The sequence below is a fragment of the uncultured Friedmanniella sp. genome, assembly GCF_964244005.1.
GTDB lineage: Bacteria > Actinomycetota > Actinomycetes > Propionibacteriales > Propionibacteriaceae > Microlunatus.
This window is the reverse complement of sequence record NZ_CAXTHG010000011.1, coordinates 65879-78753: the sequence shown is the minus strand read 5'-3', so window position 1 is coordinate 78753 and position 12875 is coordinate 65879. Positions and strand designations below refer to the sequence as shown.

The following is a 12875-nucleotide window of genomic DNA, read 5'->3' as shown; positions in this document are numbered from 1 at the left end:
CCGGTCGCGCTCGTCTAGAGTGACTATGTGTTGGCGACCCCGGGTCGACCACCAGACTTCTTGGAGGATCAGTGATTGCACGCAAGATCGTTGCGGTGCCGTTGCTGCTCGGGGCCTTTGCCCTAGCAGCGTGCGGCAGCGGGAGCACCGACGACCCGGGCACGGGGCCCACCGACCAGCCGAGCGCGATCGCGGCGTCGGCACAGGACATCAACGCCCAGGACCGGTCCACCCTGGCTCAGGGCGGGGAGATGAAGCTCGCGGTCAGCGACCTGGGGACGAACTGGAACCCGCTCGAGATCGACGGCAACAACAACGAGCTGACCGGCATCAGGAACACGTTCCTGCCGAACTACTTCAACTTCGACGCCAAGGGCGCCTACACCCCCAACCCCGACTTTCTCACCTCCGCCGAGGTGACGACGCAGAAGCCCACGGTGATCCACCTCGTGCTCAACCCGAAGGCCGTCTGGGGCGACGGTTCGCCGATCGACGTCGACGACCTGACGGCGACGTGGAAGGCCTGCAACGGGGAGCAGAAGACCTTCAAGTGCGCCTCGACCGACGGCTTCGACCAGATCAAGTCGATCACCTCGGGGTCGGACAAGTTCGACGTCACCGTCACCTTCAAGGACGCGTTCCCCGACTGGGCCTCGCCGCTGTCCGGGCCGCTCAAGGCCGAGAGCGTCAAGGACGCCAAGACCTTCAACGAAGGCTGGGCGACCCTCGACAACGACTGGCTCTCGGGCCCGTTCAAGGTCGACAAGGAAGACCGCACCCAGAAGACGATCGACGTCATCCCCAACGACAAGTGGTGGGGCGACAAGCCGCTGCTGGACAAGATCACCTGGCGCACCGTCGCGACCGACGCCACGCCGAACGCCTTCGTGAACGGTGAGATCGACGCCTTCGACATCGGGCCCGACCCGAACGGGTACCAGCAGGCCAAGGGTGTCGCCGACGCCACCGTGCGTCAGGCGGCCGGCCCCAACTGGCGCCACATCACCTTCAACTCCAAGGCCGGCGTGCTGAAGGACGAGAAGGTCCGTCAGGCCCTGGTCAAGGGTCTGGACCGGGCGAGCATCGGTGAGTCCGACCTCGCCGGCATCGACTTCCCGATCAGCCAGCTCAACAACGGCATCATCCTGAGCAACCAGCAGGGCTACGAGGACGAGGGCAAGGCCACGGGGATCGACTACAACCCCGACCAGGCCAAGTCCGACCTGGACACCCTGGGTTGGGTGGCCGGCAGCGACGGCATCCGCGAGAAGGACGGCAAGAAGCTCGAGGTCAAGTTCTCGGCCCTCGACGGCGTCCCCGCCTCGCAGAACGAGGCGCTGCAGACCCAGAACCAGCTCAACGCGATCGGGGTCAAGGTCGACATCGTCAATGTGCCGGCCGCGGACTTCAACACCACGCTGTCGGGCCACTCGTTCGAGCTGATCGCCTTCACCTGGATCGGCACCCAGTTCCCGTACGCCAACATCAACCAGCTGTACGGCACGGGTTCTGAGAGCAACTACCAGCAGCTCTCGCTGCCGGACGTCGACAAGCTGACCGCTCAGATCAAGGTCGAGACCGACCCGGCCCAGCGCACCGTGCTGGCCAACCAGACGGCCCAGCTGCTCTGGAAAAGCGTCGGCATCGTCCCGCTGTACCAGCGGCCCGAGCTGATCGCCACGAAGTCGAAGCTGGCCAACTACGGCGCCTTCGGCCTGAGCAGTCCCGTCTGGACGAACGTCGGCTTCCAGAAGTAGCCGAACGTACGAACAGTCGAAGGGCCGGTGACGATGAAGTCACCGGCCCTTCTGCCGTTCAGTCCCCTTCGTCTCGCCCCGGAGCTGCCAGAACGCCAGTCCGAGAGCGGCGGCCATGATGCCCCAGGGCATGGCGGCGAACACGTTCCAGTCGGCACCGACCAGGTAGCGGGCGACCACGCCGACCAGCAGGCCGACTGCAGCGCCGCCGAAGACGGCGATCACAAAGCGGATCGAGAAACGGCTGAGCATCGAACGACCTCCTACGCTAGAATTTGTTCAACAATAACGTAATCGCGTAATACTGACCAGGGGGTGCAAGGATGGCCGAGCCGGACGACCTCGTGGCGCTTGAGGCGCGGATCCGCCGGCTCGAGGAGCACGCGCGCCTCACTCCGGACGACGGGCCCGTCGCGCCCCACCCCGCCGCGGACCCCTGGTGGTTGCTGACCGAGCTGGACCGTCGAGGCCTGGACTCGGCTCTGGTCTACGCCGGCACGGTACGCGAGGAGGCCGGCGGGCCGGTGCGCTGGCAGATCACCCAGGACCCGGCTGCTGTGCTCGACACCGACTGGGGCTCCTCGGCGGCCACGCTCGCCGCCCTCGGCCACCCCTCACGGCTCCAGATCCTGCAGCTCGTCGCTCGCGGCGAGGCGCGGACGGCGGCCGAGCTGAGCGCAGCAGAGGGGCTCGGGACGACGGGTCAGATCTATCACCACCTGCGCCTGCTGGTCGGGGCCGGCTGGCTGCGGGCGACGCACCGCGGTCAGCACGAGGTGCCGGCCGAACGGCTCGTCCCGCTGCTGCTGGTGCTCTCGGCCGCCGGCACCGCTGCGGGCTGAACACCCGGTGAGAGGGGAAAGCTGAGGTCCCCCGAGCAGCCGGGCGGTTCAGGTGAGTCGGTGGATCCCCCGCCTTCGAACCGGGACCGCAGCCGCCTTGGCTGAGGGGCACACTAGTTCACGAACCAAGTGGCGGCAAGCACCTGGGCTTCGGACTCGGTCCTTAGACCGCGGCCCCGCCCGCGCCGTCCCCGTGCCCGATCGGCTCACCGTGCACGGGCCGGCGCGAGCGGAGGCCGCGCTCGTAGCCGACCTGCACCCAGTGACCGAGCAGGTCGTAGTCCAGCCCCTCGCCAGCCATCACCAACAGGCCGGCCACGACCAGCTCGTGGCCCACCCGGGTCTCTGGCCAGGCGAGCCAGGAACCGGCGGTGATGCCGGCCGTCTCGGCGATCAGGTCCACCCGTCCGCCGGCGATCGTGCGCAGCTCACGCACGGTCTCCTCGATCGACCGGCGCTGCACTACCGATCGCCAGGCAGTTCCGTGCAACGCCGACATGAGCAGGTTGTCCGCGGTGGCCATGCCTTCAGTATCGAACGCAGAGTCGAATAAAGCCACTCCGGGAGCCGGTCGTGGGGACGAATACACGCCGCGGCACCAGCGTCGGCAATTCTCTCACCACATCTTCCGGTGCGCTCCCGACATGGCTAGCGTCAGGTGACCGCGTTACCGAGGACGCGGCGAGACTCCATGGGGAGAATCATGAACCTGCGTTGGAAGCCGATTCCCGTGCTTGCCGCCGCCGCCTGCGCCGCGGCCCTGGTGTCCACCCCGGCCGCCGCCGACACCCACAGCACGAAGGCCGGCGCCCCTCCCGGTGTCTCACGGGTGCTGGCGAGCACGCTCAACGGGCCGCGACAGGTCTCAGCCAGCCACGGCCGTCTCTACGTCGCCGAGTCCGACACGGGACAGATCACGTCGATCAACCCGCGGACCCAGGGCACGCGCGTCGTCGTCACCGGACTGGCGTCCCCCCAGGGCGTGGTGCGGATCGGCGGCAAGATCTACGTCGCCACCGGCGGGGCCGAGGACTCCGGGCCGGGCGCCCAGGACGCCCCGGCGATCATGGTGGCCCGCCCCGGCCAGGCCGCGACGAGGTTCGCCGACATGCTGGGCTACGAGCTCGCCCACAACCCGGACGGGCAGACCCAGTTCGGACCGGACGGGAAACCGGTCGACGCCCTGTCCAACCCCTACTTCCTGCTCCGGGACCGCAGCCGGCACGGCTTCCTGCTGGTGGCCGACGCCGGGGGCAACGCCGTGCTGAAGGTCAGCCGTTCGGGCAAGGTGTCGACGCTCTTCGTCCCGCCGACCATCACGACCGGCGGGTGCGCGACCACTCCGGAGAACGACCCGGGCACGTTCGGCTGCGACTCCGTGCCCACCGGTCTGGCGTACGGTCCGGACGGGCTGCTCTACGTCTCAGCGCTCACGTCCGAGGTGGCCGGCCAGGGCCGGGTGTACGTGGTCAACCCACGGACCGGCAAGCGGGTACGCACCATCAGCGGCCTCACGGCTCCGACCGGGGTGGCCGTGGACTCCCGACGCAACGTGTACGTGTCGCAGGTCCTCGAGGGGGCACCGGAGGGTGACGGCCCGCCCCCGGCCGGTTTCGACCCTGCCGACGTGGGCCAGATCGTCCGGGTCAGCCGGGACGGCCGACGCAGCTACGCGCAGGTCACGATGCCGAGCGGCCTGCTCTGGCGGCACGGCACCCTGATCTCCTCGACCTGGGCGATCGCCGCGTTCTTGCAGATCCCCGACGCGGGCCAGGTGGTGACGGTCGACCCGCGGGCCTTCATCCCCACCAGCTGAGGACGACGGTGGCGGGCCTGGACGTCAGTTCAGGCCCGCCTCCTCCGGCTCGGGGCCGTTGAGCTCACGCAGGACGTCCAGGACCCGAGCGCACTCGGCAGTGATCCGGTCCGCGAGGCTGGGCAGGTCGTCGGGCTTGGACCGGGCGGCGACCTGGGTCTGCTGAAGCAGGCCCGCGAGCGGCTTGGCCCCGACCAGCGCGGTGGCGGAGGCGAGAGCGTGCGCCAGGCTCGCGGCACCCGCGGTGTCCCCGGCCGTGATGGCGGCGGTCAGGTCGGGCACCAGGGTCTCGGCGCTCACCAGGTAGGTGCCGATCAGCTGCCGCACCGCCGACCCGTCGGCGTCGTCGAGGTCGCTCCGCAGGTGCTCCAGCACGTCCAGGTCGACGGCCGGCAGCCGTGACGGCGGGGCCACGGTCGCCGGCGCCGGCGGGTGCCGCATCGTCACCCCTACGCGGTCCAGCATCAGCTTCAGCTCTGCGGCCCGGACCGGCTTGGTGAGGTAGCTCTCCATGCCGGCGGCCGAGCAGGCGCGCTGGTCCTCGAGCAGCGCGCTGGCGGTCATGGCGATGATGTGCGGCTGCCGCTCCAGAGGCACGCCGGAGCGGATCTGCCGGGTGGCGGCCAGGCCGTCCAGCTGCGGCATCTGGATGTCCATCAGCACCACGTCGTACGTGGTGTCGGTGACCGCCTCCACCGCCTGGCGCCCGTTCGCGACGATGTCGACGCTGTGCCCCAGCTTGTGCAGCATCAGCTGCGCCACGCGCTGGTTGACCAGGTTGTCCTCAGCCAGCAGGATCCGCAACGGATGGTCGGAGGGGCCGACGGGCAGCCGTCGCTGCTGGTCCGGCCGCGGCGGGCCGTTGCCGGTGTCGAGCGACTCACTCAGCGCCGCCTTCAACCCCATCGCCTTGACCGGCTTGGTGATGACCGCGGCGAACGCGGAGTCCGCAGGCAGCGGCCGGTCCCCCACACTGCTGAGCAGGATCATCGGGGTCGTGGCGAACGACGGCACTGTGCGCAGCGCGGACGCCAGCTCGATGCCGTTCATCTTGGGCATGTTCTTGTCCAGCAGGGCGATGTCGAAGGTCTGGCCCTGAGCGACCGCGGTCAGCGCGTCGGCGGGCGAGGCCGCCGTCGTGACCACCATCTGCAGGGCCGTCAGCTGCAGGTCGAGGATGCGCAGGTTGGTCGCGTTGTCGTCGACGACCAGCACCGACTTGCCGGTGAGCTCGTCCGGCTCGGTCATCGGCAGCGCATCGGCGGTCGCCGGGTCGGTCCCCAGTACCACCGTGACCGTGAAGGTCGACCCCTCCTCGGGCGTCGACTCGACCGTGATGTCTCCGTCCATCGCCTGGGCCAGCCGCCGGCTGATGGCCAGGCCCAGACCGGTCCCCCCGTAGGAGCGGGTGAAGGAGGTGTCGACCTGGCTGAAGGAGGTGAACAGCTTGTCGATGCCGTCCGCGGAGATGCCGATCCCGGTGTCGCTGACCTTGATGGTGACGTTCAGCCGGTCGTCCTCCGACGGCACCGCCGAGACGGTGAGCAGGACGTCGCCGGTGGGGGTGAACTTGACGGCGTTGGAGAGCAGGTTGATCAGGATCTGACGCAGCCGGGACGCGTCGCCGACTGCGGAGTCGGGGCACGTCTCGTCGACGTAGCAGACCAGGTCCAGCTCCTTCGCCTTGGCCGCGGCCGCCACGAGGTCGAGCGCGTTCTCGATCTCCTGACGCAGCCGGAACGGACCGGACACCAGGCGCAGCTCGCCAGACTCGATCTTGGAAAAGTCGAGGATGTCGTCGATCACCGCGAGCAACGCGTCTCCGCTGGAGCGGACCGTGGTCAAGAAGTCCTGCTGCTGCTCGTCCAGCGGGGTGTCGAGCAGCAGGTCGGTCATCCCGATCACGGCGTTCATCGGGGTGCGGATCTCGTGGCTCATGGTGGCCAGGAAGTTCGACTTCGCCTCGGCGGCAGCCAGCGCGGCGTCGCGCGCCTCCGCCAGCGCGGCGTTGGTCCGTTTCGACTCGGTGATGTCGAGCGAGACCCCGCAGGTGGCGTACACCTCTCCGTTCGCGTCCGAGACCGGGAACTTGACCGAGTCCCAGTAGTGCGGGCCGTCGTCGTGCTCGGTGTACTCCTCCAGCCGGTAGCGACCGTCGCGGGCCCTGACGTCGGCTGCGCGCCAGATCGGGGCCAGGTGCGGGTCGAGCACCTCGTCGGTCTGGCCGAGGACGTCGGCCCGCTGCACCCCGAACGTCGCCTCGAACGCCTCGTTGACCATCACGTAGCGGCCGTCGAGGTCCTTCACGTAGATGACGGACTGGCTGTTGCTGCTGATCGAGCTCATCAGCGTGGCGTAGTAGTCGCGGTCGGCCTCGGCCTCGGCCCTGGCCAGCACCTCGGCCTCGAGCTTTTCGAGGTCGGCCAGCCGTTGCTTCTCCTGCAGGTCGTCGAACATCGGCGCCTTGTTGAGCAGCCGGCCGTAGAACTTGCGCAAGGTCAGGTAGTAGACGGCGACGCCGGCCGTGAAGCTGTGCCAGAGCGCGTTCCACCAGGTGCCCATCATCATCACGTTCATGCCGTCGTTGCCGGTCAGGAACGGGTCGACCGCGTGCAGGCCATGGCCCACCGAGCAGCTGAAGAAGATCAGGGCGGTGGCCGTCCCCAGCTTGTTGGAGCGCACCTGCTGCAGCCGATAGAGCGGCACCGCGATCAAGAACGCGATGAAGAGGTACGCGACGCTGACCACGGCGTTGGCGACCGACTCGAGCTGCCACCACATGATCACCGGGACCACCCGGTGACTCGCGGCCGACCTGCAGGCGGAGCGGTACCTGGGACGGCGGGGCTGAGGACGAGAGACATGATCTGCGCCTTGGGTGTACGTCGGGCCCCGAGTACGTGTGGATCGTACACGGAACGGTCGGTCCTCAGCCCGAATGTCGAACGGCTTGTGGCACACTGAGTACTCGCTTGGGGAGAAGTGCCGGCACGGGAACGCACCGAAGGACTGATCTCACTGACTGACGCCCCTGCCGCGAGCAGCTCCGCCCCTGTTCGCGTCTTCGTCCTGGACGACTACGACATGATCCGTCGCGGTCTGCGCGATCTGTTGGCCGCGACGGACGACCTGACGGTCGTCGGGGAGGCCGCCGCGGCGCAGGACGCGATCCCCGAGATCGAACGGACCCGTCCCGACGTCGCCGTCTTTGACATCGTCCTGCCCGACGGCAACGGCATCGACATCTGTCGGGAGGTGCGGTCCCGGCACCCCGAGATCAAGTGCCTCTTGCTGACCTTCCACGACGACGAGGAGGCCCAGCTCGCCACCTTGCTGGCGGGCGCGCTCGGTCACCTCACCAAGCAGATCCACGGGGCGGGCATCGTCGAGAGCATCCGGCGGGCCGCGGCGGGCCACTCCGTGGTCGACGCGGACGCGGCGCGGGGGCTGCTCGACCGCATCGGTGGCGCCAACCGGCTCGGCCGCCCGTACGGCTCCGGCGCCAACCTTCTCGGACTGACCGACCGTGAGCAGCAGATCCTGGACCTCGTCGCCGAGGGGGCCACGAACGACATCGTCGCCGCCCAGCTGTCGCTGCCCGAGACGGCCATTCGCACCAGCGTCTCGGTGATCTTTGCCAAGCTCGGGCTTGCCCGCCGGCTGCAGGCCGCGGGACGCGTGCGCCAGCGCTCGAGCTGACCCGCTCTCTCTGGCCCCTCAGCCCTGAGCCAGGAGCCGCCAGGCCTGGAACCCGCCGACGAGGTCGGTGGCGTCCAGCCCGAGCCGGCGGAGCGTGGCGGCCGCAAGGCTGGAGCTGAATCCCTCGTTGCAGACGACCACCACGCGGCGTCGGGCGTCGGTCATCTCGGGGGCGTGGTACGCGCTGGTCGGGTCGAGCCGCCACTCCAGCACATTTCGGTCGATGACCAGCGCACCCGGCAGGGCGCCGTCACGGTCTCGCTGCTCGACCGGACGGGTGTCGACCACCAGCGCGCCGGCAGAAAACGCCGCTGCGAGGTCCTGCGGTTCGACCCGGTCGAGGCCGCTACGCGCCTCCGCCAGCAGGACGTCGATCGCTGAGTCGGTGACAGGCAGCGACGGCTCAGTCATGGCGCAACCATAACTTGCTTCACGATCTCGTCGACCAAGAATTCGGCACCGTTCATCTCTTTGACCGCCTTCGACGACTTCACAGGGAACGCATGACCAGTGAAGGAAAGCTGAGTACCGCTCGTGCATGAGTCGGTCCATCGCCTTCATCAAGGCGCGTGACGAGCGGATCAGCGCCTAGGTCGACGCGGCCGCGGAGGTGGAGAGCAGATCCGGCGTTGAGTCTCCATGACCAGACATGATGTGTGGAGCTTAGGGGATTCGAACCCCTGACCTTCTCATTGCGAACGAGACGCGCTACCAACTGCGCCAAAGCCCCTCCGTCGGCTCTCACCGACCCCGAGGACACTACCACCTGAGCCGGGCTGAGCCTCAACCCGAGGCGGGTGCCGTCAGGCCGAAGCGGCCTGCTGGCCCTCGTCGTCCGCGTCCTGCTGCAGGGCCGTCGCGCCGGCGCGGGCGGGCGCGTCGGCGGTCACCGGGCCGGTCGGGGCGGAGGCGGTGATGCCCGGGCCGGACAGGTCGATGGTGCGGACGGTCCGGGGGGCGAGCGGCTTCGAGACGTAGGTCGGCATCGTGATCGGGACCGGGTCCCAGAGGACGCTGGTCTTGGGCTGCGGGGCGGCCGAAGTGGTCGTCGTGGCTGTGGGGGCGGCTTCGCGGCGGCTGAGCAGCACGGTCGACTCGTCGCCGCCCTGGCGGATCTCGCGGAAGCGCGCGTCGAGGTCGCGGCGCATCGCCCGGACGCTGAACCGTGCCAGCGTGACGAAGGCGACCAGCAGCCCGCCCGGTGCGGCCAGCAGCCACCACGGGGCAAGGCCGGTCGCGGCGGGGGCGACGGTGACAGTCAGCACGCCCACCAGGACGAGCAGGACGCGGCGACGGCGGCCGGCCGCGACCCGCTCCAGCCGGCGAAGGTCGGCGATCGCCGCGCGTCGGGTCATCGGGGTGGAGACCTCGTAGGCGGCGATCTCGGCCAGGTCCTGGTTGAGCAGGGGTGCGGTCCCCCGCCGGACGATCCGCATCGAGTCCGCGAACTGCTCGGCCGGGCCCACCGGCTCTTCGACCAGATCGTTCTCGGGTCGGCGCACGAAATGGGGCACGAGATAGGCAAGCCAGGCGATGGCGATCGCCGCGAATATGACCCCTGTCGTCCCCACACTCCGAACCGTAGACGCGCGTCCCGGCCGGACTGCTCATTGGCGCGGGTGTGTCGGCGACCAACGGGTCCGACGTGGCCGGGGGGCTACCGTCAACGCCGCCGTACGCTCTCCCAGCGCCGCAGCAGACCGCCCGGCACCTCCTCGGCGTTGAGGGCGAAGACCAGGTGGTCGCGCCACTCACCGTCGATGTGCAGGTAGCGCGGCCGGAGACCCTCCGGCCGGAAACCCAGCTTGGCGACGACCCGCAGGCTGGCCCCGTTCTCGGGCCGGATGGCGATCTCGATCCGGTGCAGGTGCATGACCTCGAAGCAGTAGTCGACCGCCAGCGCCACGGCCGTCGGGATGATGCCGCGGCCGGCGAGCCGTTCGTCCACCCAGTAGCCGATCTGTCCCCAGGACGCGGACCCGCCCACGATCCCGCTCACCGTCAGCTGGCCGGCGAAGTCGGGGCGGCCACGGCCGACGACCGGGTCGTAGAAGATCAGCCACGGCAGCATCCGGCCGTCCCGCGCCTGCCTGGTCAGCGAACGCACCAGACCCGCGTACGTGGTCGGTCCGGTCTGAGACCCAGGCGGCAGGGTGGCCTCCCACGGCCGCAGCCAGCCGCTGTTGGCGAGCCGGACCCGTTCCCATGACGTCCGGTCGCGCTGCCGCATCGGCCCCAGCAGCACCGGGCCGGACCGCAGGCTGACCGGCCAGTGGTGCGACCCGAACAGCTGCAGGCCGCTGCCACCGGGACCGGGCTCGTCGAGGCGACCGTCCACGTCAGGTCTCGGACCCTGGGTCACGGCCGCTCCTTGCCGAGCCCATCTGCGGGCACCCTCACGGCTGGTGGTCGCCGCCCCGGACCTGGCTGACCGCGTGCCGCAGCACGGGAGCGAGGACGGCCATGCCGTCACGCGCCCCACCGGTCGAGCCGGGCAGGTTGATGATCAACGTCGTACCGGCCACTCCGGCCAGCCCGCGGCTGAGCACCGCCGTCGGCACACCATGGTCGACACCGTAGCGCGCGACCGCAGCCGCCAGCGGCGGGATCTCGCGCTCGAGCACGCGCCGGGTCTGTTCGGGGGTGTGGTCGTGCGGGTTGAGGCCAGTGCCGCCGGTGGTGACGACCACGGCATGACCGGTGGCGACGGCCGTCCGCAGCGCGTCGCCGACGGCATCTCCGTCGGGTACGACCAGCGGCTCGCCGACCTCGAAGCCGAGCCGGGCCAGCTCCTCGACGATGATCGGGCCCGACCTGTCGGCGTAGACGCCGGCAGCCGCGCGGGTCGAGACGGTGATGACCAGAGCAGAGTCGGTCATGAGCTGCTCTCCTCGCGCCGCCAGTCACCGCGGCGCCCGCCGGACTTGGCCAGCACCCGGACGTCGGTGATCACCGCGGCCCGGTCGATGGCCTTGACCATGTCGACGACGGTGAGCGCCGCGGTGCTGACCGCGGTCAGGGCTTCCATCTCCACGCCCGTACGGTCAGTGGTCCGGACCGTGGCGGTCAGCTCGACGCCCACGTCGGTCACCTCGGCCGTGACGTCCACCCCGCTGATCGAGAGCGGGTGGCAGAGCGGGATCAGCTCCGGCGTCCGCTTGGCGCCCTGGATGCCGGCGATCCGCGCTACGGCGAGCGCGTCGCCCTTGGGGACCGTGCCGTCCCGCAGCGCTGCGACGCACTCTGCGCTGAGCAGCACCCGCCCCGCCGCGGTCGCGCTGCGGGCGGTGACCTCCTTGGCCGACACGTCGACCATCCGCGCCTCTCCGGACGAGGTCAGGTGCGGGAACGGCGCATCGCCGCTCATCAGGAGACCTCGTCCAGCAGCCAGACGTCGACGTCGTCGCCCGTGGCCACCTGGGTCACGTCCTCGCCCAGCACGATGATCGCGTTGGCTCTGGCCAGGTCGCCGAGCAGGTGCGAGCCGTGCCCTCCGGCCAGCTCGACGAGCCGTCCACCGTCGGCGTCCAGGCTGACGATGCCGCGGGCGAGCTGACGTTTCCCCGGGGCCGACCCGAAGTCGTGGGTGGCGCGGCAGCGGACGACCGGGCGGGTGTACGGCGTGACGCCCATCAGCTTGCGGATGGCGGGCCGGACGAACGCCTCGAAGGAGACGAAGGCGCTGACCGGGTTGCCCGGCAGCATGATCATCGGGACCCGGTCGTCGCCGATCAGGCCGAAGCCCTGCGGCTTGCCGGGCTGCATCGCCACAGCTGTGAAGTCGGTCTCGCCGAGCTGCGGCAGCACCGCCTTGACCACGTCGTAGTCGCCCTGGCTGACCCCACCGGTGCTGAGGATCAGGTCCGCCCGCACCAGCTGGTCGGAGATCACCTGCAGGACCGACTCCGGGTCGTCGCTGACCAGTCCGACCCGGTAGACCTGCGCGCCGGCCGCCTTGGCTGCGGCGGCGAGCATCGTGGAGTTGGAGTCGTAGATCTGGTGGGCGTGGCCGAGCTCCTGGCCGGGCTCGACCAGCTCGGACCCGGTCGAGACGACCGCGACCCGCGGCCGGGGCCGGACCAGCACCGTGTCCCGGCCGATCGCGGCCAGCAGCCCGACGTCGCGGGGGCCGAGCTGAGCGCCGGCGGCGAAGAGCTGGCTGCCGGCCCGGATGTCCTCACCGACGTAGCGGACGTGCTGGCTGACCACGCTGGGAGCGAAGACCCGGACGTCGCTCGCGCCCCGGTCAGTGTTCTCGTACGGCACGATCGCGTCGGCCGCGGGCGGCAGCGGCGCGCCGGTCATGATCTTGATCGCGGTTCCCGGCGAGAGCCGGTCCAGCGCGTCCTGGCCGGCGGCGACCTCCCCGACCACGGGCAGGCTGACCGGGTGCTCCGCCGACGCGGCTGCCACGTCGACCGCACGGACGGCGTACCCGTCCATCGCCGAGTTGTCGAAGCGCGGCATGTCGATGGCGGAGTAGACGTCCTCGCAGATGCTGAGGTCGAGCGCGTCGAGAAGGTGCTGACTGAACGGCGGCAGCTCGGTCAGGCAGCTCAGCAGGTAGTCGCGGTGGTCCTCCATCGACCGCAACCCGTCCGGGCCCGGCTCGGGTGTCGGGGGCAGCGGCTCACGGCTCCACCTGAGCGCGCTCGGGTCCTCGGACTTCTTGCGGCCGAACAAAGGCATGTCCGCCACCCTAGGTCGTGCGAGCCCAGACGAGAGCCACCGAAGTCGTGGCGCGAGCGTCGGAAGGGCGCG

13 protein-coding genes and 1 tRNA gene are annotated in these 12875 nt (G+C 70.0%); 4 read left to right on the top strand and 10 right to left on the bottom strand.

Annotation, left to right across the window (positions count from 1 at the left end; translation table 11 throughout):
* Positions 1 to 71: 71 nt before the first annotated feature.
* Positions 72 to 1757, top strand: coding sequence for an ABC transporter family substrate-binding protein (locus ACFE76_RS09145; RefSeq protein WP_375431436.1), 1686 nt, complete (start codon positions 72 to 74; stop codon positions 1755 to 1757).
* Between the two features lie 39 nt (positions 1758 to 1796).
* On the opposite strand, the gene ACFE76_RS09140 is transcribed toward ACFE76_RS09145, so the two are convergent.
* Positions 1797 to 2009 carry a hypothetical protein gene (locus ACFE76_RS09140; RefSeq protein WP_375431435.1) on the bottom strand — a complete coding sequence of 71 codons (213 nt, stop codon included), beginning with the start codon at positions 2007 to 2009 and terminating at the stop codon, positions 1797 to 1799.
* Positions 2010 to 2080: 71 nt separating this feature from the next.
* Between ACFE76_RS09140 and ACFE76_RS09135 the strand changes: the two genes are divergently transcribed.
* Entirely contained in the window at positions 2081 to 2599 is a 519-nt protein-coding gene (locus ACFE76_RS09135) for an ArsR/SmtB family transcription factor (protein WP_375431434.1), read from the top strand.
* Between the two features lie 163 nt (positions 2600 to 2762).
* Here the strand turns inward: ACFE76_RS09135 and ACFE76_RS09130 are convergent, their stop codons facing one another.
* Positions 2763 to 3122 (bottom strand): hypothetical protein, encoded by a 360-nt coding sequence (locus tag ACFE76_RS09130; RefSeq protein WP_375431433.1) that lies wholly within the window; start codon positions 3120 to 3122, stop codon positions 2763 to 2765.
* Between the two features lie 180 nt (positions 3123 to 3302).
* Between ACFE76_RS09130 and ACFE76_RS09125 the strand changes: the two genes are divergently transcribed.
* Positions 3303 to 4415: a ScyD/ScyE family protein gene (locus tag ACFE76_RS09125; RefSeq protein ID WP_375431432.1), complete on the top strand. Its 1113-nt coding sequence runs from the start codon at positions 3303 to 3305 to the stop codon at positions 4413 to 4415.
* Between the two features lie 24 nt (positions 4416 to 4439).
* On the opposite strand, the gene ACFE76_RS09120 is transcribed toward ACFE76_RS09125, so the two are convergent.
* Positions 4440 to 7211: a response regulator gene (locus ACFE76_RS09120; RefSeq protein ID WP_375431431.1), complete on the bottom strand. Its 2772-nt coding sequence runs from the start codon at positions 7209 to 7211 to the stop codon at positions 4440 to 4442.
* Between the two features lie 186 nt (positions 7212 to 7397).
* On the opposite strand from ACFE76_RS09120, the gene ACFE76_RS09115 reads away from it, so the two are divergent.
* Positions 7398 to 8114: a response regulator gene (locus ACFE76_RS09115; RefSeq protein WP_375431430.1), complete on the top strand. Its 717-nt coding sequence runs from the start codon at positions 7398 to 7400 to the stop codon at positions 8112 to 8114.
* A gap of 18 nt (positions 8115 to 8132) precedes the next feature.
* Here the strand turns inward: ACFE76_RS09115 and ACFE76_RS09110 are convergent, their stop codons facing one another.
* The 7 genes from ACFE76_RS09110 to glp all read right to left on the bottom strand — a co-directional run bounded on the left by ACFE76_RS09110 (position 8133) and on the right by glp (position 12803).
* On the bottom strand, positions 8133 to 8525 hold the full coding sequence (locus ACFE76_RS09110) for a rhodanese-like domain-containing protein (protein ID WP_375431429.1): 393 nt from the start codon (positions 8523 to 8525) through the stop codon (positions 8133 to 8135).
* A gap of 246 nt (positions 8526 to 8771) precedes the next feature.
* Positions 8772 to 8844: transfer RNA gene (locus ACFE76_RS09105), tRNA-Ala, on the bottom strand.
* A gap of 73 nt (positions 8845 to 8917) precedes the next feature.
* Positions 8918 to 9685, bottom strand: coding sequence for a hypothetical protein (locus ACFE76_RS09100; RefSeq protein WP_375431428.1), 768 nt, complete (start codon positions 9683 to 9685; stop codon positions 8918 to 8920).
* 92 nt (positions 9686 to 9777) lie between these two features.
* Positions 9778 to 10344 (bottom strand): GNAT family N-acetyltransferase, encoded by a 567-nt coding sequence (locus ACFE76_RS09095; RefSeq protein ID WP_375431497.1) that lies wholly within the window; start codon positions 10342 to 10344, stop codon positions 9778 to 9780.
* A gap of 166 nt (positions 10345 to 10510) precedes the next feature.
* Positions 10511 to 10993, bottom strand: coding sequence for a molybdenum cofactor biosynthesis protein B (locus ACFE76_RS09090; protein ID WP_375431427.1), 483 nt, complete (start codon positions 10991 to 10993; stop codon positions 10511 to 10513).
* The gene (gene moaC, locus ACFE76_RS09085) at positions 10990 to 11481 is read right to left on the bottom strand and encodes a cyclic pyranopterin monophosphate synthase MoaC (protein WP_375431426.1); all 492 of its coding nucleotides are present in this window, start codon (positions 11479 to 11481) and stop codon (positions 10990 to 10992) included. The genes ACFE76_RS09090 and moaC overlap by 4 nt, the downstream gene beginning before the upstream one ends.
* On the bottom strand, positions 11481 to 12803 hold the full coding sequence (gene glp / locus ACFE76_RS09080; protein WP_375431425.1) for a gephyrin-like molybdotransferase Glp: 1323 nt from the start codon (positions 12801 to 12803) through the stop codon (positions 11481 to 11483). The genes moaC and glp overlap by 1 nt, the downstream gene beginning before the upstream one ends.
* Positions 12804 to 12875: the final 72 nt, after the last annotated feature.